Raw genomic sequence first — 26943 nt, 5'->3', positions numbered from 1 at the left:
GTATAGGTAAATGCTATTTGAAAATAAAACAAAAAGGTATTAATATGCTCATTTTGAACACCATTTCAGTCTTTAGGCTGAAAAAAGAGCCATTCAGTGGACAGGGTCCTCGAACAGCTCTTCATTGAATTTATTTCACAATACTGTAATAGACTCTTGAAGTGATGCGGTAAATCATCCAGTAAATGGCGCCGAACGCAATTACGACTCCTGTGAACGACAACAGCCAGGTGATTTCACTCGTCACACCGAACACCGTCAGCATTTTGCGGACAATCGGATAGGCAAAAATGACGTGGATGGTTGCCGTCACAATTGGCAGCAGGAACATCCAGACAATTTGCGAACGGGTGGATTCGTGGATCATGTCTTTGTCGAGGCCGACTTTTTGCATGATCTGGAATTTCTCCCGGTCATCAAAGCCTTCCGATACTTGCTTGAAGTAAGTGATCAAGACCGTGCCGATCGTAAACAGCAATCCAAGGAATATCCCGAGAAACAGGAACCCGCCATTCATGCTGTACCATTCCTCCCGAAAGGCTTCTCTGGATTCGAAACTGAGTGATTCTGAAGCGCTGGATAATTGCTTCATCTGCTTGCCCAGTGCTTTCTTCTGGGCATTTGTGCCGTCTGTGTTCCAACCGATGAAGGCATCAATGCTCGCCGGATTGGCCTGCGGCAATTCCTGCTGATAGATTTCTGAAATCATTTCGATCTGGGAAAGCTCAGGAACAATTAGAACCATCGTCGTGACAATGGCTGCTTCTCCCCCAAAATCGTAGTCGGCTTCTTTCAATTTGAACTCCTGATCCCCGATTACAATATTCTGCTGATTGAGAGCTCCCTTTGAATGGTAGTACAGCGCTTCGCCATTTGAAAGCTCGATCTGTTTTCCGGCCATTTCATTAAAATCTTCCAATAAGAGCACCTGGATATATAAAGGGACATTTGCTGCCGGGAACCCTTCTTCAAATACGAGGCGATTCCCTTCCAAATTTCCAAACACAGTCAAGTAGCGATAACTTTCCATATCTGTCACTTTAAGCTCTATTTTCTGTGCTTCTTCATGGAACTTGCCCTGCAGCCCCACAAATTGCGTATTCAACTCTTCCTGCGATAAGTCCGTTCCGTTAAGGGTCATGTTGTTTTCTTTCGGAAAACGATTTTCCAATGTTTCCTCTGTCCCGACAAAAATAGTGACCGTTGTCGACACGGCAATGATCACCATCGAAGCCAAAATGCAGATATTCGCTAAGCCCACCGCATTTTGCTTCATCCGGTACAGCATGCCTGAAATGGAGATGAAAGGCCCGGGGCGGTAGTAGATCCGTTTGTTTTTCTTCAACGCCTTTAAAATATAAATCGAACCCGTGATAAATAATAAATAAGTTCCCATAATGACCAGCAACACCGCAAGGAAAAACTTTGAAATCGCGCTGAGTGGATCGGCAATGGTCAGCGAAATGCCGTAGCCCCAGCCTAATAAAACAAGAGACAGGATAAAGAGAAGAATCGATCCTTTCGGTTCTTTCTCGCCTTCTTTTTTGCCTTTCAACAATTTAATCGGATTGGCGAATGTAAACTGGCTGACGTTGTACAGATAAGTGATCGCAAATACTCCAGCGAACAAGCCTGCCGTGATCAAAGCCGTCATCGGGCTTGTCGAATAATTGATATCTGTCGGCAAACGGAGCAGGTAATTCAGCAGCATGAAAAACAAGCGGCCGAAAACCTGCCCTACAATCAGCGCTCCGGCAATGCTCACAAACGTGGTGATGAGCGTTTCAAAAAACAAAATCTTCGCCACATGCTTTTTTTCCAAGCCCAGTATTCCGTAAAGGCCGATTTCCTTTTTTCTTCTTTTGATCAAAAAACTATTGATATACAAAATAAAGATAAACGAGAAGATCCCGATGACAATCGTTCCCATTGCAAAAAGCGTCGGCAACACACTTGAACGTTCCTGGACGAATTTATTCGTCAAAAGAGAAGACATCAAATAGAACATCGTGATGATTGCAGTCGACGACAGCAAATACGGCACATACAATTGCTGGTTCGATTTGATGTTGCGAACGGCCAAAGAAGTGAAAAAGCGATTATTCATCTTTGCCACCCCGGCTCGACAACACCGTCAATGATTGGGAAATGCGCTCCATGAATTCGTCTGAAGTCTGCTCGCCCCGGTAAATTTCGTGGTAGACGGAGCCATCGCGGATGAATAAGACCCGGCTTGAAAAACTTGCTGCGCGCGTACTGTGTGTGACCATCAAAATCGTCTGCCCTGTTTCATTGATGCCCTTTAATATTTCCATTAAGTTTTGCGAAGCCTTCGAGTCGAGGGCACCGGTCGGTTCGTCTGCCAGAATGATTTTCGGTTGTGTGATCAATGCCCGCGCCACAGCTACCCGCTGCTTTTGTCCGCCTGAAACTTCATATGGGTATTTGTTGATATGGGCTTCAATTCCCAGCTTGCGGACAATCGGAATCAGCCGCTCTTCCATTTCCGCTACCGGAGTTTTTGACAGCACGAGCGGCAACAGGATGTTGTCTTTGATCGTGAAATTATCCAGCAGATTAAAATCCTGGAACACAAAGCCCAAGGTGTTCCGGCGGAAAGCGGATATTTCTTTGTCTTTGATATTGGATAGGGGTTTTCCATCCAGATAAACTTCTCCGCCTGTCGCCTCGTCCAAAGTCGAAATAATATTCAAAAGCGTCGTTTTCCCGGAACCGGACTCGCCCATGATGGAGACGAACTCGCCTTTTTCCACTGAGAAGTTGACCGTCGAAAGTGCTTCGGTTTGCTGGTTGGAAAAACGAGCCGTATATACTTTTTTCAGATTCTTAATTTCTAATAAGGCCATTGCTAACCCCTCCTTTCTTTTAACTATACGACAGAAAAATGCGGTCTGCCTGTACCGTTTCTTACAATCGAAAAAGGTATCTTACGATTTCGTAAGATACCTTTTTAAGTATATGAAAGAAAAATTAAGGTAACCACAAAGATTATTTGAAATTTTTTACTGTTATACTGTATCGAAAGACCTTGTTTTTTATTATTAATTCAATTCTTTAGGAGGCAGACCAATGATTGAAAAGTTACTGAAAGACCAAGCCGCTCCCGCTTATTTTGTCTACTTAACAAATGGAGCAAACCCGTTCCCGAAAGTTGCCCAGACGATTCCAGAAATATTCCTCAACCTGCGTGAAGAAGCACCAACGGGGTACACCGCCTTGTGGCTATTGAAGCGCATCGGCCTGGCTACCGAAAATCAGCAGTCTTACTTTAGTGAAAATGATGTTTTGACGTCTGAAGATACGAAACATCCAAACGAACAACATCCTTATATAACATTCCGGTTTGTGCAGATCAATGGAACTTCTCCCATGTACACAAGCCAAGGCGCTGTAGCTAATCACTCGAGCTATGAGGAAGCAGCCAGCTATGCTGCTGAAGAACTCAAGAAGAGCAAGGAACGCTATCCCGAACGCGACTTCCAGATTCTGATAGCGCGATTGATTGAACAGATGAACTGGCATTGAAACTCTCGGACCCGAGTAAAGGCGCAGTAGAAAGCGACCACATGAAGCGAAAAGAAAAAGGCTATCGAGAAACACTCGACAGCCTTCAAACCTCATATGTTTTTATAGCCATCTTTTAATTTACTTACTTGCTTGAAAGACTGGAAATGTATTCTTTTACCACTTCAAACACATAATCCTGATTCGCTGCTGCTGTATCCGGATTGTAAGCACCGTCGTTTGTTTTATTATTTGATAAAATGCGAATGCCGAGGAATGGAATATCGTATGCTGCAGAAATTTGCGCAGCGGATGCAGTTTCCATTTCTTCAACAGAGGTGCCATATTTCTCATGGATCCAATTGATGCGGTCCACTTCATTGTTCCAGAAATCAGCGGAACCGATTGTTCCTTCTACAACTTTCCCTTTAGTATGCGTATCTTTTACTGCATTAGCTGCAGCCAATAATTCTTTGTCGCCTTCATAGTAACGAATATTTTCAGCATCCGGGTCTTCTCCGGCACTGCCTTCTGAAGCCATCAAGTCCATCGGCTTCCATTCCGTTGGCTCGATGCCTTCACCTTTTGCTAAATCCCCTGTTTTCAAAGCTCCTATATTTACAGAACGCTCGCCAAGCACAATATCAAAGACGTTCAGTGCTGGATCGTGTCCGCCTGATGTTCCTTGGTTGATGATTGCTGCGGGATTGTATTTTTCAATGGCCAATGCAGTTGCAGCACCGGTATTTGCCATCCCTTTCCCCGTCTTGGTTACAATCACTGGATACCCTTCCACTGTCCCAATGTAAAATTCAAAGGTCGACCCTGCTTCTTCTACTTTCACATTTTCCAAACGTTCAGCAAACTTTTCCGCTTCAATCGGCATTGGCCCTTGAATTAAAATCGGACGTTGCGGTTTTTCTTTCGCTTCTGTTTCGCCTGTTGAACTGCATCCTGCAAGAATTAGCAAAATCGCCATTGCCAGTACCCAAATTTGATAGGTTTTCACTTTTCTCATGCTGTCTTCCTCCTAGTTGTTAAGTCCTTCCCACGTCTGTCCACACAAAAAAAGCCAGAGAAGTTAGCTTTTGCTAACCTTCTGGACTTGCAAAGTTAAAGTGTTCGAACGAGGCAAACCAATAGAAGGTTAAAATCGCCATCGTCAAATACTTCAACCCGTAGTCCAGTTCATTTTTTGGGAACTTGGTAGAAACGCCCGGACCATATTACCGGGCATATACGAGAATTATTATTCATTTTTAACACTTCGCTAATATAACAAGCACCCAACAGGGAGTCAACACAAAAGCGAACATTTGCATCTTATTATCTATTCATAGTTCGTGTTTTTAATTTTCATCCGACTTTCTACTAAAATCACTAATCATTTTTCTGTTTTTGGTTCTTTTCTCTTTATCCAACTGCGTTCTCATTCCTCAATCAAATACCCGTAATTCCTCTCTCGACAGATCAATCAGTACCTTTGTTCCTTTGCCTAGTTCCGACTGAATATCGAGCTTATACCCCAACCGCTCACAAATCTTCTTGCTGAGAAATAAACCGAGGCCGGTCGACTTTTCATAAAGGCGCCCATTAAAACCGGAGTAGCCTTTATTGAAAATCTTCGGCAAATCTTCCGGACGAATGCCGATCCCCGTGTCTTCAATGATCAACGTCTGTTCTTCCCCTGGATCTTTGTAGATGGAGATTTTGCCGTTTGGCGTATATTTCAGGCTATTCGAAAGAAGCTGTTCAAGCAAATTTTGCAGCCATTTTTCATCGGATAAAACAGTCATCTGAAGCGGTTCGTATTCTAATTTAATGCCGTTGTAGATAAACAAAATAGAATATTTTTTGAGAGCTTTTTTAATAACACCATCAAGGTCCACTTGGCTCAAATCAAGTTCAGCACCCGGTTCCTCCAGCTTCACATAATTTAATGCCATATGCGTATAATCCTCTAGCCTAAGCAATTCCATGGAAATCTGCCGCGCCTCTTTCCCGCTGGAACTTTGGTTCAGCAAACTGATTGCAGAAATCGGCGTCTTGATCTGATGCAGCCATAATGTGAAGTAATCCAGCTGATCGGCTTGCCGGTCTGTATGGACTGTTTCTGCTTCGCGCAGTTCCCTCATAACGAGCGCCAGTTTTTCTATGTACAGCCGTTCAAAAGGGTCTGGACTTTCCGAAAGCTCCTGCAATGTTGCAATATCTGTTGTCTGTAGACGCCTTACCTTCCCGTAGCGTCTTGCATACTGAATATATTGGATGGCCACGTAAATGCCAAATAGAAAAAATGATACTTCCATGCTGTAAAGAAAAAAATCGAGTGGCAGCCGGCCCAACAAATACACCAAACCGAATATCACCATCATGCCGGTGAAAATGAATATTTGCGGGCGCACTGACCATAAAAACTTTTTTAAGAGTTCACTTCTCGAGAAATCAGGCATGGGCTGCTTCCTTATTCAACGCGTACCCGATGCCTTTTTTGGTGACGATAAAATCGGTTAGTTCCACCTGCGCCAGTTTTTTTCGAAGCCTTGCCACATTTACCGCCAAGGTATTGTCATCGATGAACGATTCGTCTTCCCAAAGCTGAATCATGATTTCTTCACGCGTGACGTACTCCCCTTTTTGCAGAAACAACAGCTCCAGGATTTTCAATTCCGTACGGGTCAAATCCACTTCCTGCTGTTCATAATAGAGCTTCGACTCTCCCGTTTTCAAAACCGTCCGGTTAAAGTTCAGAAAGTTATCCGATTCGTTGAAATCATACGTTCTTCTCAGCAACGCCTGTGTTTTCGCGATGGCCACCGTTAAATCGAACGGTTTGGCAATAAAATCGTCGGCTCCCATTTGAATTGCCATCACGATATCCATGTTTTCGTTTCTTGATGAGACAAAAATGATCGGCACCTGGGATATTTTGCGGATTTCCTGGCACCAATAGTAGCCATTAAATGAAGGCAACTGGATATCAAGCAAGATCAATTGCGGCGACTGTTCTTTGAACACATCAAGCACCCGGTTAAAATCGTCTACTGCAAAGGCCTCGTAATTCCATTTCTGCAGTTCTTCTTTCAAAATGCCGGCAATCGTCTCATCGTCTTCCACTATCATGATTTTGAACATGTGCTTCCCTCCTGCCTTTAAAATTATTATCCATTTCTATACATTCTTTCTTTTATCTTAGCGGAAATCCGGAGCTTCAACTAGTCAAAGTGAGACAAGGCGCAAAAATAAAAAACGCCGCTCTTTTGAGTGATCCTCAAAAGAGCGGCAGAATGGGACGATTGTTCGTAGGCTTATTTTTCTCTGACTACCGTACGGGCATAAGCATCATGCGGGAAGCTTGCCCCGCCTAGCTGTTCAAAGCCTTTACGGTCTTTAAAATAATCAATGGTGCTGATAAAATCACGGTAAAGGAAACGCTTGGCAATTTGTTCGCCGCTTGGTTTCTGGCCGTCTTCACTTTCCAAAATGAGCCCTTGTGTTTTGTAGCCGAGCGTTTGCCCTGATTTGGCCAGCTGCACATACTCTAGTCCCCATACCACCAAGGTTGGCACGACCAGCGAATAGGCTGCATTGTTTTTGACTTTCTTTGGCACGGCTGCTTCCAAAACGGCCAGCGCTGTGGTTGCTGTCAGAAAATCAATGAACATCGCTTTTGAGCGTTTCTTCGATAACTCCTTCATCCAACTCCTCCTTTTGATTGCTTTCTGTCTCAAGATTAAAAGAAGAAAGAACGGTTTACAACAGCCTTTGCTGTTATTTATTCGCTAAGGAAATAATGCTGTTGTCTGTCATTAAGTAGCCATGGCAGCTCAAGAGCTTCTTCTTAAGCTCTTCGGAAACCCGCTCCGCATTGTAAGCACAAACAGAAATTGCTTCATTCTGAAGCACCATCCGGTCAAGCTCGTTTTCATACACTGCGATTTCCCGTTCGATATCCTGCGAATCGCTCCACTCGACATGCCCCCATGTACGGACATTGCGCTTAGTCCCATTTCCTGCAGCCATCACTTCATCTAAATAAGCCAAAATGGTAGGCGGATGAAAATTCCCATTTCGCCAATAAAAATCAAAATTATTGATGTAGTGCAAAGCTGATTGTTCTTCTTCCGTCAGCCTCTCTTTCAAATGATGGTGGATCATCGGAAATATACGGGAATTTTCTACAAACAGCACGTAGTCTCCTTGCTGAATGCCATATACGATAAAAGAAACGGCATTGCGGATATAATCTTCCAAACTGTTGGAACTATAAAAAATGTGGCCCTTGCCTGTTGCAGTCAATGTTTTTGCCAGGTTTGCAATCTTTTCGTTCACAGGCTGATGCCTCCTTAGAATTCAACCAAAACTTATGGATAATGTGTACATCAAACATTCTTAAGATAACCATACTACAGTCTCCATCTGTCATCAAAATAAAAAGGAGAGCACCGGGTTGGGAAAAATTTCACCTGCTATTTATTCGCCGGAAATCGCTTTCTGATCGCATTCCACATGGACGCCAGCATATTGCGGATAGAATGCACCGGACGCACATCGCTTTTGCTTTGCCACTGAATCCACTCTAAAGCAATCAGGCACAAAATCAGCCAAATCGTACCAGCTATATAACCGGCCAGCACATCACTCGGAAAGTGGGCGCCTAAGTACACTCGGCTTGAGCCGATGAGCAGCACCACAATCCCCATGAATGCAATGGAAAGCCGCTTAAAGGCAGCACTCCCATTGCCGCGCATAACAAGATACATGATAAAGCCATAGAAAATAAGAGATCCCATGGAATGGCCGCTTGGGAAGCTGTAGCCGACCGCATCGATTTCCGGATTGATGGAAGGACGGCCTCTTTCATACAATTGTTTGAGCATTTTTGTCAATAAACCGCCAACTCCAACAGCCAGGAGGAAAAACAAAATCCCCCATTTATCTTTGTATTTAATCCTTAATACGAGGACCGTCGCAACGGACAGCATTGTCAAAAACCAGACCGAACCAAGCTCTGTGATCAAAATCATGGCCGTATCGAGATAAGGATGGTCAATTGCTTTAAAGTAATTGATAATCGATCCATCGAATCTTCTCATTTCGTTTTCCATGACTTCTTCGGCCAGTTCCGTAAATATCACCAGGAAAAGCGCAGCCACGCCAAGCCCTACCCCCAGCAGCAACAGGCTGATGCCGACTTTTGTATTCTCTTTTATCATTTCATCGCCCCTAACCGTGTTTCTAATCTGTTATTTGTATACCCACAACTTTGGTTAGCCATCCGCTAAAATAAAAAAAGCTACGTGCTGGAGTAAAACTGCCAGACGTAGCCGCTTTTCCTAATTGGTTCTGAGTTCCGTTGTTTCACAAATGTCTTTCAAGTTCTTTAAGCTCTGTTCCATGGCACTATTCATCACTTTTTTGATGATCAGCTTATCCGCTAACTTCGACATCAGACTCTTTGGCAATTCATACTCTTCCGCATAATCAATCCGGGTAGCTGTGCCTTCTGGCGTATAAGTCCAGCTCTGAAGAGAATCGATTGATCCTTTGATAAGCCCTTTCCACGTATAGCCGCTGCCCGTCCGTGAATTTTCGGTCACTGCAACGATGACAGGAAGCTGCATGCCGAACATATGAATATCCAAATCCATCGTTGTCCCCGCTTCACCTTGCCCACTTAAATTCCGTGGTTCGGATAAACCGGAATACCATTGATACCAGTGCTTTGGATCTGTTGCGTATCGATATACTTCGTCAATTGGCCGATTGATCACAATACTTTTTTGGACTGCCACCATTCCGTCGTCCCCCTTATCTCACAATAAACCAGTAGACACAAACAATTCCAAAATCCGATAGCACATGGCTGATGATGGTTGCGGTCATCGAACCCGATTTTTCCCGAATGAACCCCCAAAAAAGCCCGGCGATAAACACAGGAAGTACGGCGACAAAACTAAACCCGGCTTCAAAAATCGGGATGATCGACAGCAGATGATACAAAGTGTAAAAACCAGCCGACATCCCAACAGCATACAAGGCGCTTCCTTTCATCCGCAGCCGGTTAAACATGTAGCCTCGCCAGTAAAGTTCTTCCAATACCGGGTTGGCCAACAGCAGCACAAGGACCAAGAGGATCTCCCCTCGTCCTGAAAATCCCCAGTCCATCAGCAAAGTCCGCAAATATTCAATATCCAATAAGTAGACATGCAGCCAACTTAACCCGCCAAAGATAAAAATGAAAAAAAGCACCCCGCTTCCGACGCCTAAAACAACTCCGCGTTTGTCCAACTTCAGCTGTTCCACCGGAAATGCCCGGTCAATCAGCGGTACAAACAGCAGCCAGCTATAAAAAAGCAAAAACGTAATCGCGACATTTTCCATGACTTGAAGCCCGATAAAAATCATCACCGTCGGCCCAATCAAACGCAAAGCATTTCTCATCGTGCATCACCGGTCTTTGCTATGGTAGAACCCAGCCGGTATTGCTCTTCGATCGGCCACAGAAAACAATCTACAGCCGCATTGAATTCCTTGAATGACCGGGGCGGCAATTGATGGGTACCCCCTTCGATAAAAACCACCTGTGTTTGGGGTGCCGCTTTCAAAAACGGAATCCGGTAATGGTGCATCGGTTTTTCGAGCGTTCCATATAGAAGCAGAATCGGCATTTTCAAACGATGAAGCGAATAGGTGGAAATATAGTGCAGCCCCGTTTTGCAAAATTCATAAGAAGCCCGAGGATCCGACTTTTTGGCCAATCGGTAAATCGCTTGTTCATCTCCCGGCAGTTTCCGGTTTAATTTAGCCTGCAGTTTTGCAGCCATGGGGATTTGCCGAAATTTCGCCATGTACATGACGGATTTGATAAAGAATTTAGGAGTGAAATTATTTAATTCCGAGTAGCCTCCCGACAGGATTAAAGCAATGGTGCGTTCCGGGTAGTTCAAAGCAAATTCTTGGGCGATCAAGCCTCCGTGGGAGTAACCGCAAAGAACCACTTGTTTAATGCCGAGCTTATCGAGCAGTCTCTTTAAATGTTCAGCCAGCAGATGGATGGTCAACGGATTGCTGCCTCTTGAACTGAGCCCGTGCCCGGCAAGGTCATAGAAAATCAATTGATAGCTTTCTGCGAGAGCTTCCTGGTTACGGAATACATTATGCCCCATAACAAATGGATGGATAAAAACGATGGGCATGCCTTGTCCTTTAACATGATAGTAAAGCGAAACTGATTCATCAATTGAAATATGCGGCATAGCGGCGGTCCACTCCTATAGACGAAAAAGCATACAAGGTACGCATTTCAAGGTTTTTTATACCCATACCCTAACTGCTAAGCAGTCGAAACGCACAAGCAAAAAGCACGCGCCTGCTTTAGGCGCGTGCTGTCATTTCCCCCATATTGTGGTGTTATTGCTGCTGGCCATAAGACCCATCATCGTAATTAAACTGCCACACAATGCCGAACTTATCTTCCAGTGCCCCGTATGCCGGACTCCAAAAAGTTTCCTGCAACTCCATCGTCACCTTACCGTCTGCTCCCAACCGGTTAAATTGAGACTTCACTTTGTCCAAATCATCCGAGACGATCGTCAAATTGAGATTTTTGCCAAACGGCACTTCCGAATCCGGCATTCCATCAGAAAACATCACTTCACTGCCTTCGATATTTAAAGCCGTATGCATAACCAAGTTCTTCGTCTCTTCCACCATTTCAAAGCCTTCCTCCGGAGGCATGTCCCCAAAACGCATAATTTCCTGCTGTTCTGCTCCAAAAACATCCGCATAGTACTTGACTGCTTCTTCGCAATTCCCGTTGAACACCATATAAGCAACTACCGGCACGTAAATCGCTCCTTTCTTTTATCCCTTATCTATTTTACGTATTCAAGGAGAAGCTATTTTTCCCTGAATCCGCATAATCCTGCTGGATTCATCAGACACCCTATACAAAACTTATGTAGATAACCAGAAAGAACAAGTGTTCTTATATTTTTAATTATACACCCATTCCCGTTAGATGAAAAGTGTATTTTCAGTTTATTCAGATATATTTTTTTATGCTTTCTGCGTTTAGGTGTCAAAAGAGACATTCAGAAATCTAAACTATATAATTGATTTATCTTGCTGATATGGAGGAACAACAATGACGCAAAAGAAAAACATAACAGTTGGCGGAATCGAATTGAAATGGGATCTGGATTCAGGAGAAGTGCTTTTCGAAGGCGGCGACGTAGTCTTCTTTTGGGTCAGTGCCATGAAAACCTTCTTTGATACCATCAAGGAAATCTCAGGCGTTGAAGCAACCAACCTGGTTCTGGAAACAACGGGTTTTCGCCAAGGCATCATCGTCGGCGAAGGTTTCGCAGAAATGAAGCACATCGATACGTCGAATATCGTGGAATGGATTTCCGATACATATGCCCCTGCCGGCTGGGGGAAAGTGGAAATTGTTAAAATGGATGAAAAGAACAATACGTTCACTTTGCATATCCAGGATGACTGGGAATACAAACTGAATCAGCTGGACGAAAAACAAACAGAAGGAATTTTCGTCCCTTCCCATTACGCCGGTGTATTAACCGGTATTTTCGGCATCAATTTCTGGTACAAGACCCTTCAATACCAGAACAGTGAAAATCCATACAGCATCGTTGAGTACTTCCCTTCCGATGTGACCGTCCAACGCAATATCCATGAACTGTCGAGACGGCAGGAAGCCGAACAAATCAACAAGCTTGAATTGCTCGTAAATGAAAATACCCAAATGCTGCAGAAGCTTGTGAAAGAACTTTCTTCTCCCATCATCCCGGTACTCGAAGGCATTATCGTCGTCCCGATGATCGGCACTTACGATGAAGAACGCGCTGAAGATTTGATTTATAAAACGCTTAGCCACTTGCCGAAGCACCAGGCCAATTACCTGCTTTTGGATTTAACCGGCTTGAATAAAAACATTACAGCCCATACGGCTGAACTGATCGACAAACTCGGCGCGTCTGCCCGGCTTCTTGGAACCGAAGTGATTTTGGTCGGCGTGTCGCCTGAATTGGCGCTAATTATTTCGCAAACTTTGACCAGCTTAAAAAAGTTCGAATGCCTGCAATCGCTGCAGCATGGCATTTACTATGCCCTCGGAAAAAGCGGACGAAGAATCGTATAAGAAAGAATAAAGAGCGCCTCTACTTTAGCAGAGGCGCTCTTTTGTGATTTAACGGAAAAATGCGAATGACAGCACATAGCCGACGTAACATACGGTTTCTCGGATGAAAAATGGCAGCTGGCTGCTGAATGTCTGGTAGATTGAACTCTGTGTCGGTGAAGAATAGGCATCGATTCCCGTCACTTGCGCCATCAATAACGCACGTTTCATATGTAAAGGGTCACTGACCACCAGAAAGCTGTCCAGTCCATTTTCTTCTGCAACTTCGTAGGCATACAGAAAATTTTCTTCCGTAATCATGGATTCGGTTTCAATGAAAATATCTTCATCCGGAATTCCCATTCCCAATGCATACTTGCGGGAGACTTCCGATTCCGCCATTTTGGCGCCGTCCGTTTTGCCGCCGGTAAAAATGATCTTATCCACAAACTCATTTTCATACAGCCATATCGAATGGTTGATGCGTTCCCGCAGCACCGGCGAGGGCTGGTCCCCGATCACTTTGGTGCCAAGAACGATGGCCGCATCGGTTTTTATATTTTCTGTTTCTGCAGCATATGTCCAAATGCCATACGCCGCAAACACTGTAAATGCAAAAAGCGCCAGCATCAGCACTTGCATGATTTTTCTTATTAGTCGTCTAGGCAATGATTTCCATCCTTTTGCTCTGCTTTCTTTTCAACTCACCGATGATGAATTTTCCTTCTATATTATCAATTGAAACGCTCCAAAAGAAAAGAGCATTTGCCAAAAAATCACCAAATGCTCACAAAAGCAATATACTAGCCAAGAGCCCTTTCTTTGAAAGGGGTTCTTGCAGCATGTTGAGAAAGACATAACTTATTAACCGATATTCCGCAACCCAGCTGCGCTTGCCGCGGGCGATCTGCCAAGCCTCCTCAGCCGCTACGCGTCTTGCGGGGTCTCGGCTGTCTCGCTTTCCCGCAGGCGTCTCCACTGGGTTGCTCCATATCGATGAAGAACAATGAATAAATAACATGCCTACTCTTTCACTTTTTATAGTATAAGAGAACTTTATTAAAAAAGTGAACCGAATGAAGCGGAAAGTGGCGACTCCTGCGGGAACAGCACGAGCTGAAGACCCTGGACGGAGCGTAGCGAAGGAAGCGGCTGAAGCCGGGCCCGCGGAAAGCGTCCACTTGGAGCGAAATGACTTAAAGAATGGAAAGTTTCTAGCACTAGATCAATAAATTAAACAATAAGGAATCATTATTGATGTCTTTATACGGGAAACCGTTTTCCGCCATCCGGGTGACAAGCGGTTCGTAGTCTTCCCGGCGTTTCAATTCGATGCCGACAATAACCGGTCCATGCTCGCGGTTCGTCCGTTTCGTGTACTCGAAATGAGTGATATCGTCTTCTTCACCAAGCACTTGTTCCATAAATTTGCGGAGTGCTCCAGCACGCTGCGGGAATGTCACGATGAAATAATGTTTTAAGCCTTCATAGATCAGCGACTTTTCTTTGATTTCCTGCATCCGTTCGATATCGTTATTGCCTCCGCTGATTACGCAGACCACGTTTTTGCCTTTGATGTGCTCTTTATAAAAATCCAGGGCAGCTACCGACAATGCGCCCGCCGGTTCTGCGACAATGGCATTTTCGTTATACAGTTCCAGAATGGTCGTACACACTTTTCCTTCGGGCACGGGAATGATGTCATCAACGACGTCTTCGCAGATTGCCATCGTCAAATCACCGACTTGTTTCACTGCAGCTCCGTCAACGAAAGTATCAATCTCATCCAGGCGGGTCACTTCGCCGTTCTTTAAGGAAGCTTTCATGCTGGCGGCTCCCGCCGGTTCAACACCAATCAGTTTGGTGGAAGGGCTGATTCCTTTTAGATAGGAACCTACGCCGGAAGCAAGCCCCCCGCCTCCGATTCCACAAAACATGTAATCGACCGGCTCCTGCATTTCATTCAGCACTTCAAGGGCGACCGTTCCTTGTCCCGCAATGACTTGGGTGCTGTTGAACGGATGGACAAAAGTTTTTCCTTCCGCTGTGCAAAGCTCCATTGCCGCTGCAAACGCATCATCAAACGAGTCGCCTGTCAGGACTACGGAAACTTGTTCACCGCCGAAGCGCTTGACCTGGGACACTTTTTGGCTCGGTGTGGTGAGCGGCATGAAGATTTTCCCTTCAATGCCGAGCGCCTTGCAGGAGTATGCCACACCTTGTGCATGGTTGCCGGCGCTTGCGCAGACGACGCCTCTGCTCCGTTCTTCCATGGTCATGCTGGAGATAAAATTATACGCTCCGCGCAATTTAAAAGACCGCACCACTTGCTGGTCTTCCCGTTTCAAAAAGACGTTGCAGCCGTATCGGGCGGACAGAATTTCGTTGCGCTGAAGCGGCGTTTTCACAATGACGTCTTTCAGTGCCTGATTCGCCACCATGATGTCTGCCACTGTCACTTTCGCTGTGTCTGTTGCTCTCTCAAGCTCTGTCGTATTGCTTCTCGTCATCTGAATCACCCTTTTGAATTTAGTTATTTCATTACTCTAACACAAAGAAGCAAATTATTGATAAAAAATTTTGACAATTATGCGAAAGTGCCGTTTTTAATAATAATCGAATCCATTCAAGCTTAATTTTGCATCTAATTTCAAAAGACCAGCAGCCTTGAATTGAAAGGTTGCTGGTCTCAGACAGTCTGCCTTTATTAAAACAGTTAAATTATTCTAATACACAAAACAACAGGCGATTCCCTTCAGCCTTCTGCTGATGGAAACCGCCTGTTGCTGCGTTAAATTTCTTTCACTGCAGAACCGCGTTTATTCGCTGTCTGCCCTTGTTTTGAAGCATGTGATTTTTTCAGCAGGATTTCAAGTTCCTCCAGCGACTTGCCTTTTGTCTCCGGGATGAACTTCCAAACGAATAATGCCGAAAGCAAACTCATGATTCCGTAGAATGAGTACGTCATCGCCCCGCTGACTTCCATCATCATCGGATATGTAGAAGAAATGAAATAATTGGCGGCCCATTGAGCTGCGACAGCAATCGCCAGTGCCTGCCCTCTGATTTTGTTCGGGAAAATTTCAGACAGCAAGACCCACACAACCGGTCCCCAGGACATCATGAAGGATGCTGTATAAATGATGATGAACACCAAAGTCGCAATCCCGATTTGATTGAAATAAGCAAGACCGGCAACGCCGAACATCCCCACTGTCATACCGATTGACCCGATGACCAGCAACGGCTTACGCCCAAATTTGTCTACTGTCAGAATCGCAATGACTGTAAAGATGACGTTGACCAAGCCCATGACAATGGTCTGGAAAAACGAAGCGTCACGTGCCGCTCCCATACTTTCAAAAATTCTCGGTGCGTAGTACAGTGCCACGTTGATCCCGACAAATTGCTGAAACACGGAAAGCAATACGCCAATCACTACAATGGCTTTTCCGTAGACGAATAATTTTTCTTTCTTATGGTCGAACGATTGCTTGATTTCGTATAAAGTGGCTTTTGCCATGGTTGCATCGTAAGTCTTCAGCAAAATTGCCATTGCCTTGTCTTCCTTTTGCTGTGACACCAAATAGCGCGGTGTTTCCGGTACGAAGAACAGGAGAAGCAGGAACAACACCGCCGGGATCAGTTCAGAAGCGAACATGTATCTCCAGCCGATTGAATTGATCCACTCCAGGCTCTCGCCTCTGGCTATGCCCCAGTTGACAAAGTAAACGACAAGCATACCAAGAATAATGGCAAACTGATTTAATGAAACCAACCGGCCTCTCAAATGTGCGGGAGCAATTTCGCCGATATACATCGGAGCGACAGCAGAAGCCAAGCCTACACCTATACCGCCAATGATGCGGTAAACATTAAAGGTAATCAGCAGAGCCATCGTCGGTTCCCCCGCTGTGAAAAACAAAACCTCTGGATAAGCAGAGCCTAAAGCCGAAAGAATAAAAAGAATGGCAGCCAGAATCAATGAGTACTTTCTGCCGATCGCTGTTGAAACTTTACCAGACAATAAGCCGCCAATGATGCAGCCAATTAACGCACTGGAAACTGTAAGGCCATGAACAAAGGAACTAAGCCCTAAGGAATCTGCGAAATAATTTTGCAAAGCTCCTTCTGCACCGGATATGACGGCTGTGTCATAGCCAAACAAAAGACCACCTAAAGTAGCCACTAAAGTAATGGCAAAAATATAAAAGTTCTTGTTGTTTTTCATCTGCGTCAACGGGAGAAAAATCTTTTTGACTCCCTTCCTCCTTTCAAATTGAAAACGTTATCATTAATTGTAGCAATGTTCACAAACTTTGTGCAACCAGTAAACTAACTTTCCATACTTATTCCACAGTTAAAATACCGTTCAGAAAACCCATTCATACTGGAACAGTGTGAAAATTCAGTGCTTCAGGTGCTATATATTCTTTTGTAGTTTAAATCGATTATTGATACACTAATTATTGTAAGAGGTCACTTTTAGTTAAAGTTTTTATGAAGGATTTATTCAAAAAAATTTATCTAAGGAGCTGGGAAAATGAACAAAGAGCAGTTAGAGTTGGTTAAAAACGGACAAGGTTTTATCGCAGCGCTTGACCAAAGCGGCGGCAGTACACCAAAAGCGTTGAAATTATACGGCGTTCCGGAAGATGCCTATTCCAACGAAGAGGAAATGTACGATTTGATCCACGAAATGCGGACGCGCGTCATGACCGCTCCTGCGTTCAATTCCGATTCCATTCTTGGAGCCATCCTGTTCGAACAGACGATGGACCGGAAAGTGGAAGGCAAATACACACCCGATTACTTATGGGAAGAAAAAGGCGTTGTACCCTTCTTGAAAGTCGATAAAGGCCTGGCTGACGAAGAGGGCGGCGTCCAGCTGATGAAACCCATTCCAAATTTAGATGAACTGTTAAAAAGAGCGGTTGAACGCAAAGTATTCGGCACGAAAATGCGCTCGGTCATTAAAGAAGCGAATGCTGAAGGCATTAAACAAGTAGTGGCCCAGCAGTTTGAAGTCGGCAAGCAAATCATCGCTGCCGGACTTGTGCCCATCATTGAACCGGAAGTGGACATTCACAGTGCTGACAAAGAAAAAATTGAAGCATTGTTAAAAGAAGAAATCTTGAAAGAGCTGGATAATCTCAGCGAAGACCAGCCGGTGATGCTGAAATTGTCGATTCCAACAGTTGATAATTTCTATAAAGAATTGATTGAACATCCCCGTGTCGTCCGGGTAGTGGCGCTTTCCGGCGGTTATACACGGAAAGAAGCGAATGAGAAATTGGCGCGGAACAACGGCTTAATCGCCAGCTTCTCCCGCGGTTTATCTGAAGGCGTCAGCGCTGACCAAAGCGATGACGAATTCAACGAAGGCATTGCTGATTCAATCCGGACTATTTACGAAGCATCGATTACGTGATTGATTCAAAAAAGCGTCGGCGGCGGCCTTTGACAGGTTGCCGCCGGCGCCTTTTTCTTTTGTAACTTTTCTCTTCGATTAACGGTCTTATACTAAAGAGATGCGGAAGAGATTCCATTGAAGTTTCAAAGGAGGTGCGATAATGAGAAAACGCTTATGGTTTTTGGCACTATCGCTGTTGTTGCTAGCACTCTTTGCAACAGCATGCGGCATGGAGGAGGACGCAGAGAAAATGCCTGAAGAACCCGAAACAAACGAAGGCACTTCCGGCGGCATTGCAGCCGGCGAACCGGAACCGGCGATTAAACAGCTGGATGACAAAACCTATCTGTATACGGTAAAAAACCAAACGGAAAAGCCGCTGACTTTTGATTTCACCAGCAGCCAACGCTATGATTTCGCTTTGCTCGATGAATCAGGCGAGCAAGTTTTCCTGCAGTCGTCTGTCAGCATGTATGCGCAGGCACTTGGAGAAGAAACGGTGAAACAAGCAGAAGAATTGCAGTATGAAATCGAAGTGCCGCCGCTGGAACTGGAACCCGGCACTTACACACTTGAAGCCTGGCTGACGCCTGAACAGGGCCCTGCCTTCCGAACAGAAACTGAATACGTCGTGGAATAAAAATGTAAAGGAGGCATCCCTTTGGGTGCCTCCTTTTTACTAACCTTCTAAACTCAATAAATCAATTCCTTGCTCTGCAAAAATCTCCATCATTTCGGGGTAGGAATAGGCAAGGCAGACTGAAAAATCCTGGATTGAAAAAACGAGCTTGCCTTCCCGGTAAAAATCGAAATTCCAAAGCGGATACACATAGTCATCCTCTCTCGGAACCATACGATGCCAAAACAATTCTCTGGACTCTGCATTCAAAGGACCGCGATAAACCGTGCTGTCTTTCATGCCATCCCATGGAAAAGTTTGAATCCCTTCCAAGTTCTCAAACTCCGGCTTGCCCGTCAGCAAAGGATTTTCCGCATCCCATTCTCCATCCGGGTACATGATTTGAAAACTGTCGCAGACCGACAGTGCGATGCCGAAAAGCTTTGGCCATTCGGGCTCGGCTTCTATATTGTGGATAACGATATATGTTTCCAAAAAATTTCTCCTCTTGTATGGTTTAATTGTTTTCCTGCGGAACCGTTCTCCCGATCACTTGCCCTAAAAGCTCGATTCCTTTTACAATCTGTTCTTCGTCCGCATAACTGAACGACAACCGGAGGAATTCACGGCCTTCCTCCTGGTTCAGGAAAAAGTATCTGCCGGGCACATATGCCACACCAGCCGCGAGTGCTTCTGGCAGCATTTGGACTGTATCCACTCCCGGCACTTGGACCCAAACAAAGTATCCGCCGCTCGGTGTATACCAGGAAACCGACTTCGGCAAGAATTTTTCCAATGCCGCAACCATTACACTGCTTTTTCGCTGATAAGCATCCTGAAGCTCTTGAAGATGGCCGTCAAAATCCAGTCCTTCTAAATACGAAGCCATGGTTGCCTGGGCGAAGGGATGGTGCAAATCTTTTTTGAACCAGTCCATAGCCGTGACCAATTCCTCCGCTCCTGCCACCCAGCCGATCCGCATGCCCGGCGCGACAACTTTCGATAAGGATCCGACATAAAGCACACGGTTGCCCGGATCCATCGCTTTCAACAAACGCGCTTGTTCCCCGAATGCCAGTTCACCATAGGCATCGTCTTCTAAAATCAGAAAATCGTAGCGTTCTGCCAATTCCAGCACCTTTTTTCTCCGTTCCAGCGTCATTGTCGTCCCCGTAGGATTTTGGAATGTCGGGATGGTGTAAAGCAAGCGCGGCAAAGTTTCCCCTTTCGCTTCTTTGTCTGCCAGCATTTCTTCAAAACGGTCGGTATCGAGCCCGTTTGCGTCAATCGGCACATCCATGAAATGCTCGGTATAATTTCCGAACACCTCCAACGCCTCCATATAGGTTGGCGCCTCAATTGCTACAACGGCTTCATCATCAAGCAAAATCCGGGAGATCAAGTCAATGGCCTGGCAAGCGCCCGATGTGATCAAAAGCTCTTCCTCGGAAAGAACGACTCCTCGTTTTTGCATGCGCTGCTGGATGAATTTTTTTAACTCCGGAATTCTGGGGCTGCCGATATAGTGGAGCGGCAAATCCTGTTCTTCATCAATCAAGCGCGCAACTGCCTCTTTTATTTCTATGGAAGGCACCAGGACCGGTTGCGGATAACCTGAATTCAGGCGAATGCATCCCGTTGGTACGACAGTCATCCATTGTCCCGGCGGATCGTTTTGGAAGGCCCGTTTTATGTCTTTGGAAAAAGGAAAATTGTGTTTCATATGTATGAGCTCCTTTCGGATTTAAAGTAGTTATCTCTATTCTACATGAAAATTGTTAAAGCATTCTGGAAACTTCACCGATAAAAAAGGATCAACAGATTTGGTCCAACAGGCGAATTGAACTTCTTTTCTTCATATCTATACTGAGCTTGAACTGTTTAAAAAAACAAACACTTTATCCTACTAAAGAATACCTTGATATTAGTAAAAATATTTAAATTATTTATTCTGAATTATATGAATTATTTGCTCTTTATAGTATAATTATCGTGCAAGTACAATCTTTTTTGTCGCAAGCCGCATAAAAAGGGGGCCAAATTTCTCTCAAAAAGTACCTTAAAATGACGATTGCAAGTTTAATCTCTCAGCGATGCACGAAGAGACTAACAAAAAATCTAATTTTAAACAAGGGAGAATCAGTCATGAAAAAGTTGGCGATGATTTTATTGACTTTTATGTTGGTATTCGGTTTTTCTTCTATGACCTTTGCTGGCAACGATGGCCATCATGGAGATAACAATACAACCGAAAAAGTGACTTTCCATAAAGGCGTCACGACCATTGTAAAAACGACAAAAGAAGTAAGCTATGACAAGATTGTCAAAGTAGAAAAAGACACGGATTACAAAACCGAGAAGAAATTTAAGAAAGACACTTACACGGAATCAAAAGTTGAAAAGAAACGTGAAAAACATCCAAAACACGATTGGTATCGAGATGTATATGTTAAAACCACTTATGAAATCACCAAAACGACTTCTTGGGATGAAGTAACAGCCATTCACACCATTAAAAAATTCACGACTCCGGTTAAAATCACCAAAACAACTGTCACAACCATTAAGCACCGCGGCAAACCGGGAAGCAACGGCAAAATCATCAGCAAAACAACTGAAAAATTCTTTGATAAAGAATTCGGTAAAACAACGAAAGAAGTGACCAAGCACAAAGAAACATTCAAGAAAAACGAACAAACCCATTATGACAAAAAAGTTGTGGATGTTGAAACAACTCACGGCAAATGGGAAAAACATGGAAAAGACAAAGGCAAAAAACGCCATTAATGACCGAGAACAGGCTCCAGCCATTACGGAGCCTGTTCTTTTTCGTACATCTAATTAAATTCTCTTCCTTGCTTTCATAAGTAAACCCGCCACGACGGCTGCTCCAATCGCCACTCCATAAACCCCTCCCCACCGAAGAGGAATACTTTTTGATCCAAAAGGAATCGCCTCTTTGGTGCCATACGTAAATTCCGCCAGCCCATCTAAGGTCGGTGTCGGGGTATGGCCGTGCCGAATCAGCTCAAAAAATTCATCGGTTAAATGGCGGACTTCATCCGGAACGCTTTCCAAATGCCCCATTACATTTTCAAATGTGGCGCTTTTTGCCATTTTGCCGAGAGCCAGGACAAACAACGGTTCAGGGATCCATTCGACGATGCGAAGTGAAGGTGGCGTGATGGGCACCCCTGCATTTTGGATTGCCCGGAAAGCTTCAGGGAGCGCACGCTTTAACAGCACGTGAGCATCCCGAGTTGCAGCAAAGTGAGATAAATTTGTATTGCACGCATAGACTGCCGGAGCAAGCGTCGGAATCAGCAAGGCGACATGCGTTTTCAGCCAACCGTCGATGTCTTTCCGGATTTGTGCCCGGTAGCCCCGCATCGAACTGAGAATGTCCGCCACTTCATAAGTTCGTGAAATCACGTTTCCATCGACTTCGCCAATCGGCAAGACCGTGGGTTTCTTTTCTTCCACCGGCATCATATACATGACGTGGTCTTTCTTATAGCCGCCCGGGAGCGGAAAACCCGCCATTACCCGTTCTTTGCCGAGAGCTTCAACAAATTGCTGCTGGCCCGCGGCGTTGTTCATCATGAACAAGAAAGTCGGAACCTTTTTATTGGCGGCCAATGCCGGCAACACATCCCCAACCAAATTTTTGCGGATTGGCACGATGACCAGATCGTACGCATCTTCCTCTTCCAGGCGCTCTACTACTGGAAGCCTCGTCACTGTTTGCTCACCCGTCGCTGTATTTTCTGTCACAACGCCGTATGGCTTCAACTCTTGCTGCCGCTCCCCGTGATCCAGCAAGAATACGGAGTGCCCCGCTTCTGAAAGGCGTTCAGCAAACAAGCTGCCGAACGGCCCTACCCCGTAAATTAAAATCTTTTTCATCATTCCCCCTCCTTTTTGCGTTATAGCAGTAAAATTGTTTAATGAAATAAAGCGGCCTGATAGATGTTATTTTCTTCCTAAACTAAAACACAACTATGTATTGAGAGAATTTCCTGCTCTTGCCCAACTATTATCCCGAAAAACTAAAATAAATTTATTTTTTATAATTTTCGGATAATTGTAGTAAATTTTTGATTTATGTTGTACAATGTCTTCAAGGACAAGAAATTTCTTTGAAATAAACATTTATAGAAATTTCTTGAAACCATCTAACACCCATCACAGAAGGAGGTCATACTCTCTAAAAGTACATAAATAGGCAAGTTTATGACTCTACGCCCCTGCAGACTAGAGAATAAACCAAATCTAATTATGAAATGGAGAGAATAACATGAAGAAATATCTTTCAATCTTGATGGCATTGTTTTTAGTGTTCGGCTTCTCCGCAACTGGCGCATTGGCACACGGAGACGATGGGCATGATAAAGACAAAGACGGTTACCATGAAAAGTACAAAAGAGATCATGATGACAAGTATAAAAAACGCGACCGCTACGATGATGATGATCATAAATACAAACACGACAAAAAGAAACACAAAAAGTATCACAAAAAACACAAACGCGATCGCTACGATGACAATTGCAAAGATAAAAGACATTACAAACACGGCAAACATTTCTACAAGCACCACAAAAAGCATCACCACAACCATTAATAGTTAAACAAGCATAACGAATCAAGCTCTTTTCTAAAAGAGCTTGATTTTTTTGTGCGCTGCCTTAAAATTATTAAGCCACTCCCGAAATCGTTAACCTTCGTACACCCGCTGAAGTTCATTCAGATCCAGCTTCTTCATTTGCATAAATGACTTGGTGACGCGCTCCACTTTTTCCGTATCCGGGTCTACCAGCATCTCATTCATCGCAATCGGAACCACTTGCCACGACACGCCAAACTTATCCTTTAGCCAGCCGCATACTTGGGCACTCTCATCTCCGCCTTCGGTCAGTTTGTCCCAATAATAGTCGATTTCCTCTTGAGTTTCGCAATTAATGATAAACGAAACGGCTTCCGAAAATTTGAACATTGGCCCACCGTTCAAAGCCATGAACTCTTGCCCGGCGATTCGAAATTCAACGGTCATGATGGAACCAGGTTCTTTGCCGTGGATTTCCTGCCCTTCCTTCACATAACGGGTAATTCGGCCAATGCTTGAATCCTTGAAAATTGAAACATAAAATTTTGCCGCCTCTTCCGCTTGCATGTTAAACCACAAGCACGTCGTGAATTTTTGCATAATCTCTGCCACGCTGTTCTCCTTCTTTCCTAATAGCGTTAGATTGCAAAGAGTGGCTATGTAAAATTATTAGAATTATCAGATTAATACCACCTTCATCTTACAATATCCGCTGAGAGAAATAAATCATTTTTTTATATTTGTTCTGATTTGGTTCTCATGATAAGTTGAAAAGGATTCGCACTCAATAGCAGGAGCTGATTTTGTGGAAAAACATCTACTGGCAGGAAAAACCGCCATCATTACAGGTGCCAACAGCGGCATCGGCCTGGAAGCGGCAAAAGACTTGGCCGGCAAAGGGGCACGGATTGTGATGGCTGTCCGCAATCTGCAAAAAGGAAATGCAGCACGGCAAGAAATAATCGGCCGCCATCCGCAGGCACAAGTAGAACTGATGCAATTGGATCTCACCGATTTGACCAACATCCGTTTTTTTACCGAGCGCTTCCGGAGCGAAAATGATTCGCTCGACTTGATGATCAACAATGCGGGTGTCATGATGCCTCCCTATACCAAAACCAAAGACGGCTTTGAACTGCAGTTCGGCGGCAACCATCTTGGCCATTTTGCATTGACCGGCCTTTTGCTGCCTCTGCTGAATAATACGCCTTTTTCGCGTGTAGTGACCATTGCTTCCCTGGCCCATAACCGCGGGAAAATCGACTTTGACAATTTGGACGGTTCTAAAGGCTATAAGGCCAAGAAATTTTACAACCAAAGCAAACTCGCCAATCTGATGTTTGCGCTCGAACTGGATAAGAAATTAAAAGAGCATGGCTGCCAAACCATCAGCGTGGCTTGCCATCCCGGAATTTCCGCCACCAACATTTTCAAACTTGGAAAACGGGATGCGCCTAAGTTTTTAAGAAACGCCGCCAACTTCTATTTGCATCCGCCGGAAATGGGTGCTCTTGCAACAGTTTATGCCGCAGTCCACCCTTCCCTAACAGGCGGCGAGTACATCGGACCAGACGGCAAAGGCTACCGAAAAGGCTACCCGACGCTTGAAACGCCGCACGATGTTGCGCTGGATGCAGCTGTTGCCAACAGACTTTGGGAAGTTTCCGAAAAGCTGACAGGTGTGAAGTTTGATTTTGACAACTACAAATAAAGGTTCCCTTTTACATAAAACCGGCAGTTCCAAAAAATGGGCTGCCGGTTTTCATCTATTGTCCGAAATGTGGACGGCTCTCTGTTCTTTATTCACTAGCCTGAGTCCATTCAATGTCTTTTATTGCCAATCCACTATATGATATTCGTAAATAGAGATGGCTGCCCTATCCGCAATTGCCTTTTCCCCAGCCGCTAGATTCCCGAGTAAAGGATGGTTCCAATGAAAGCATTTTCTAAAATGTTCTTGATCACCGCTTTAATTTGTTTATTGGCCGCTTGTTCCAGCAACCCTGAAAACGCTGCCACTTCTGCACAACCGGTGAATAAAGGCGAACCGGCGCCTGCTTTTGACCTGGTCGATTTGGAAGGCAATCCGCACGAGTTGTCTCAGTATGCCGGCAAAAAAGTATACGTGAAATTCTGGGCTTCCTGGTGCTCCATCTGCCTCGCCGGCATGGAAGAGTTGAATACGCTGGCTGGTGAAGATCCCGATTTTGAAGTGCTGACCATCGTGTCGCCAAGTTCAAATGCCGAAAAAGACAGTGCGTCTTTCGCCAAGTGGTTCAGCGGACTGGACAACGCATCGAATATTACCGTCCTATTGGATGAGGGAGGTGCTGTCTTCGATGAATACGGAGTCCTTGCCTACCCGACTTCCACATATATCGGTTCGGACGGCGTCATGGTAAAAAGCGCTCCCGGCCATTTCAGCAACGACCAAATTTATGAGACCTTCGAAAGCATCCAATAATGAAAGGCGGTTACCCAACCATGAAACTTAAACACGCCTGTCTCCTGCTCTTAGTTGTGCTGCTGGCCGGCTGCTCTGTGCCGAACTTTAACAATGCGGGCGAAACCACTGCTGCCGGATCCGAATCACGGTTTCCTGATAATCCAAATGAGGGCTTAACTTTTGATGAAGAAAACTTGAAAGATATTTGGCTTGCGGGCGGCTGCTTCTGGGGCGTCGAAGCCTATATGGCGCGTGTTTTCGGCGTTTATGACGTCACTTCCGGCTACGCCAACGGCAATACCGAAAACCCAAGCTATGAAGACGTAACCCGCAGAAATACGGGACATGCGGAAACGGTCCATGTCCGCTACGATCCCGAACGCATAGACCTTGAAAAACTGCTGTCCCATTATTTCATGATCATCGATCCGACGCTGTTGAACCAGCAAGGAAATGACCGCGGCGAACAATACCGCACCGGCGTCTACTACAAAGATGAAGCCGACCGCGCAATCATTGAAGCCGTGATGGCGAATGAGGCGCCGAAATACGATGACCCTCTTGTTACAGAAGTGGAGCCGCTTGAACATTATTACCTGGCAGAGGAATACCATCAGGATTACCTGGAGAAAAATCCGAACGGCTATTGCCATGTGGAATTCGACTCGCTCGAAGACCAGGAAGTCCCGGCTTTGATCGATCCGGCGCTTTACCCGAAACCGAGCGACGAGGAACTGAAAGCGACACTGACTGATGCCCAGTACCAAGTGACACAGAAAAACGACACCGAAACTGCCTACTCCAACGAATACTGGGACAATTACGAGCCTGGCATTTACGTGGATGTCGCAACCGGTGAGCCCCTGTTCTCGTCCCGCGACAAATACGATTCCAAATGCGGCTGGCCGAGCTTCACCCAGCCAATTGAACCGGATGTGGTAACCGAACATAAAGACACCAGCTACAATATGGTGCGCATTGAAGTACGGAGCCGTTCCGGCGACAGCCATTTGGGACATGTTTTCAATGACGGGCCGAAAGACAAAGGCGGCTTGCGCTACTGCATCAATAGCGCTTCAATCCTGTTCATCCCGGAAGCGGAAATGGAAGCTGAAGGCTATGGGTATTTAAAAGGGCTGCTGTAAAAGCAGAATAAAATTAACTAAATCACGAAAAAAACCGGTATGCA

Annotated in this window: 28 protein-coding genes and 1 riboswitch; of the genes, 9 read left to right on the top strand and 19 right to left on the bottom strand. The window is 45.0% G+C overall.

Features of this window, described 5'->3' with window-relative positions:
• Positions 1–130: 130 nt before the first annotated feature.
• Both BLQ32_RS07500 and BLQ32_RS07495 read right to left on the bottom strand, forming a co-directional pair.
• A complete protein-coding gene (locus BLQ32_RS07500) occupies positions 131–2107 on the bottom strand; it encodes an FtsX-like permease family protein (RefSeq protein WP_074509796.1) in 1977 nt (658 codons plus the stop codon).
• A complete protein-coding gene (locus BLQ32_RS07495) occupies positions 2100–2867 on the bottom strand; it encodes an ABC transporter ATP-binding protein (RefSeq protein ID WP_036803728.1) in 768 nt (255 codons plus the stop codon). The genes BLQ32_RS07500 and BLQ32_RS07495 overlap by 8 nt, the downstream gene beginning before the upstream one ends.
• Positions 2868–3090: 223 nt before the next feature.
• On the opposite strand from BLQ32_RS07495, the gene BLQ32_RS07490 reads away from it, so the two are divergent.
• The gene (locus BLQ32_RS07490) at positions 3091–3546 is read left to right on the top strand and encodes a hypothetical protein (RefSeq protein ID WP_074509795.1); all 456 of its coding nucleotides are present in this window, start codon (positions 3091–3093) and stop codon (positions 3544–3546) included.
• Between the two features lie 124 nt (positions 3547–3670).
• On the opposite strand, the gene BLQ32_RS07485 is transcribed toward BLQ32_RS07490, so the two are convergent.
• From BLQ32_RS07485 to BLQ32_RS07440, 10 genes are all read right to left on the bottom strand, one after another.
• The gene (locus tag BLQ32_RS07485; protein ID WP_074509794.1) at positions 3671–4543 is read right to left on the bottom strand and encodes a 5'-methylthioadenosine/S-adenosylhomocysteine nucleosidase; all 873 of its coding nucleotides are present in this window, start codon (positions 4541–4543) and stop codon (positions 3671–3673) included.
• 141 nt (positions 4544–4684) lie between these two features.
• A riboswitch (purine riboswitch) is annotated at positions 4685–4788 on the bottom strand.
• A 173-nt stretch (positions 4789–4961) separates the two neighbouring features.
• Positions 4962–5978, bottom strand: coding sequence for a sensor histidine kinase (locus tag BLQ32_RS07480; protein WP_074509792.1), 1017 nt, complete (start codon positions 5976–5978; stop codon positions 4962–4964).
• Positions 5971–6660, bottom strand: a complete 690-nt coding sequence (locus BLQ32_RS07475; protein ID WP_074509791.1) for a response regulator transcription factor — start codon at positions 6658–6660, stop codon at positions 5971–5973. The genes BLQ32_RS07480 and BLQ32_RS07475 overlap by 8 nt, the downstream gene beginning before the upstream one ends.
• 173 nt (positions 6661–6833) lie before the next feature.
• Positions 6834–7223 (bottom strand): RDD family protein, encoded by a 390-nt coding sequence (locus BLQ32_RS07470; RefSeq protein WP_074509790.1) that lies wholly within the window; start codon positions 7221–7223, stop codon positions 6834–6836.
• Positions 7224–7296: 73 nt separating this feature from the next.
• Complete coding sequence (locus BLQ32_RS07465; RefSeq protein WP_175557085.1) at positions 7297–7857, bottom strand: MEDS domain-containing protein; 561 nt, start codon at positions 7855–7857, stop codon at positions 7297–7299.
• Between the two features lie 137 nt (positions 7858–7994).
• A complete protein-coding gene (locus tag BLQ32_RS07460) occupies positions 7995–8741 on the bottom strand; it encodes a phosphatase PAP2 family protein (RefSeq protein WP_074509788.1) in 747 nt (248 codons plus the stop codon).
• A 120-nt stretch (positions 8742–8861) separates the two neighbouring features.
• A complete protein-coding gene (locus BLQ32_RS07455; protein WP_074509786.1) occupies positions 8862–9323 on the bottom strand; it encodes an SRPBCC family protein in 462 nt (153 codons plus the stop codon).
• 13 nt (positions 9324–9336) lie between these two features.
• Entirely contained in the window at positions 9337–9969 is a 633-nt protein-coding gene (locus BLQ32_RS07450) for a CPBP family intramembrane glutamic endopeptidase (protein ID WP_074509784.1), read from the bottom strand.
• A complete protein-coding gene (locus tag BLQ32_RS07445) occupies positions 9966–10784 on the bottom strand; it encodes an alpha/beta fold hydrolase (protein ID WP_053166258.1) in 819 nt (272 codons plus the stop codon). The genes BLQ32_RS07450 and BLQ32_RS07445 overlap by 4 nt, the downstream gene beginning before the upstream one ends.
• Before the next feature lie 154 nt (positions 10785–10938).
• Positions 10939–11355 (bottom strand): VOC family protein, encoded by a 417-nt coding sequence (locus BLQ32_RS07440; protein WP_425312150.1) that lies wholly within the window; start codon positions 11353–11355, stop codon positions 10939–10941.
• 319 nt (positions 11356–11674) lie between these two features.
• Between BLQ32_RS07440 and BLQ32_RS07435 the strand changes: the two genes are divergently transcribed.
• Positions 11675–12691 (top strand): STAS domain-containing protein, encoded by a 1017-nt coding sequence (locus BLQ32_RS07435; protein WP_036803708.1) that lies wholly within the window; start codon positions 11675–11677, stop codon positions 12689–12691.
• A gap of 48 nt (positions 12692–12739) precedes the next feature.
• On the opposite strand, the gene BLQ32_RS07430 is transcribed toward BLQ32_RS07435, so the two are convergent.
• The 3 genes from BLQ32_RS07430 to xylE all read right to left on the bottom strand — a co-directional run bounded on the left by BLQ32_RS07430 (position 12740) and on the right by xylE (position 16901).
• On the bottom strand, positions 12740–13339 hold the full coding sequence (locus BLQ32_RS07430) for a YdcF family protein (protein ID WP_074509782.1): 600 nt from the start codon (positions 13337–13339) through the stop codon (positions 12740–12742).
• 551 nt (positions 13340–13890) lie between these two features.
• A complete protein-coding gene (gene ilvA, locus BLQ32_RS07420; RefSeq protein WP_074509779.1) occupies positions 13891–15180 on the bottom strand; it encodes a threonine ammonia-lyase IlvA in 1290 nt (429 codons plus the stop codon).
• Positions 15181–15461: 281 nt separating this feature from the next.
• Positions 15462–16901 carry a D-xylose transporter XylE gene (gene xylE, locus BLQ32_RS07415; protein ID WP_074509910.1) on the bottom strand — a complete coding sequence of 480 codons (1440 nt, stop codon included), beginning with the start codon at positions 16899–16901 and terminating at the stop codon, positions 15462–15464.
• A gap of 312 nt (positions 16902–17213) precedes the next feature.
• On the opposite strand from xylE, the gene BLQ32_RS07410 reads away from it, so the two are divergent.
• Together BLQ32_RS07410 and BLQ32_RS07405 are read left to right on the top strand one after the other, a co-directional pair.
• Entirely contained in the window at positions 17214–18101 is an 888-nt protein-coding gene (locus BLQ32_RS07410) for a fructose bisphosphate aldolase (protein WP_036803701.1), read from the top strand.
• 142 nt (positions 18102–18243) lie between these two features.
• Positions 18244–18723, top strand: coding sequence for a BsuPI-related putative proteinase inhibitor (locus BLQ32_RS07405; protein WP_074509778.1), 480 nt, complete (start codon positions 18244–18246; stop codon positions 18721–18723).
• Positions 18724–18762: 39 nt separating this feature from the next.
• Here BLQ32_RS07405 and BLQ32_RS07400 read toward each other — a convergent pair whose 3' ends face one another.
• Complete coding sequence (locus tag BLQ32_RS07400) at positions 18763–19197, bottom strand: hypothetical protein (protein WP_074509777.1); 435 nt, start codon at positions 19195–19197, stop codon at positions 18763–18765.
• Positions 19198–19219: 22 nt separating this feature from the next.
• The gene (locus BLQ32_RS07395; RefSeq protein ID WP_074509775.1) at positions 19220–20425 is read right to left on the bottom strand and encodes an aminotransferase-like domain-containing protein; all 1206 of its coding nucleotides are present in this window, start codon (positions 20423–20425) and stop codon (positions 19220–19222) included.
• Between the two features lie 422 nt (positions 20426–20847).
• Between BLQ32_RS07395 and BLQ32_RS07390 the strand changes: the two genes are divergently transcribed.
• Positions 20848–21489 (top strand): hypothetical protein, encoded by a 642-nt coding sequence (locus BLQ32_RS07390; protein ID WP_074509774.1) that lies wholly within the window; start codon positions 20848–20850, stop codon positions 21487–21489.
• Positions 21490–21543: 54 nt separating this feature from the next.
• Here the strand turns inward: BLQ32_RS07390 and BLQ32_RS07385 are convergent, their stop codons facing one another.
• Entirely contained in the window at positions 21544–22608 is a 1065-nt protein-coding gene (locus BLQ32_RS07385) for a ketopantoate reductase family protein (RefSeq protein WP_074509773.1), read from the bottom strand.
• 391 nt (positions 22609–22999) lie between these two features.
• Between BLQ32_RS07385 and BLQ32_RS07380 the strand changes: the two genes are divergently transcribed.
• Positions 23000–23326, top strand: a complete 327-nt coding sequence (locus BLQ32_RS07380; RefSeq protein ID WP_053166266.1) for a hypothetical protein — start codon at positions 23000–23002, stop codon at positions 23324–23326.
• A gap of 93 nt (positions 23327–23419) precedes the next feature.
• Here BLQ32_RS07380 and BLQ32_RS07375 read toward each other — a convergent pair whose 3' ends face one another.
• Positions 23420–23920, bottom strand: a complete 501-nt coding sequence (locus BLQ32_RS07375; RefSeq protein ID WP_139150513.1) for a VOC family protein — start codon at positions 23918–23920, stop codon at positions 23420–23422.
• Positions 23921–24113: 193 nt separating this feature from the next.
• Here BLQ32_RS07375 and BLQ32_RS07370 point away from each other — a divergent pair, with 193 nt between their 5' ends.
• From BLQ32_RS07370 to msrB, 3 genes are all read left to right on the top strand, one after another.
• A complete protein-coding gene (locus BLQ32_RS07370) occupies positions 24114–25019 on the top strand; it encodes an oxidoreductase (protein ID WP_074509771.1) in 906 nt (301 codons plus the stop codon).
• A 222-nt stretch (positions 25020–25241) separates the two neighbouring features.
• Positions 25242–25772 (top strand): TlpA family protein disulfide reductase, encoded by a 531-nt coding sequence (locus BLQ32_RS07365; RefSeq protein ID WP_074509769.1) that lies wholly within the window; start codon positions 25242–25244, stop codon positions 25770–25772.
• Positions 25773–25792: 20 nt separating this feature from the next.
• Positions 25793–26899 (top strand): peptide-methionine (R)-S-oxide reductase MsrB, encoded by a 1107-nt coding sequence (gene msrB, locus BLQ32_RS07360; protein WP_074509907.1) that lies wholly within the window; start codon positions 25793–25795, stop codon positions 26897–26899.
• The last annotated feature ends 44 nt before the right edge of the window (positions 26900–26943 follow it).

It is taken from the genome of Planococcus glaciei (assembly GCF_900099655.1).
Taxonomy (GTDB): Bacteria; Bacillota; Bacilli; order Bacillales_A; family Planococcaceae; genus Planococcus; species Planococcus glaciei.
This window is presented reverse-complemented; position numbering and strand designations above follow the sequence as displayed.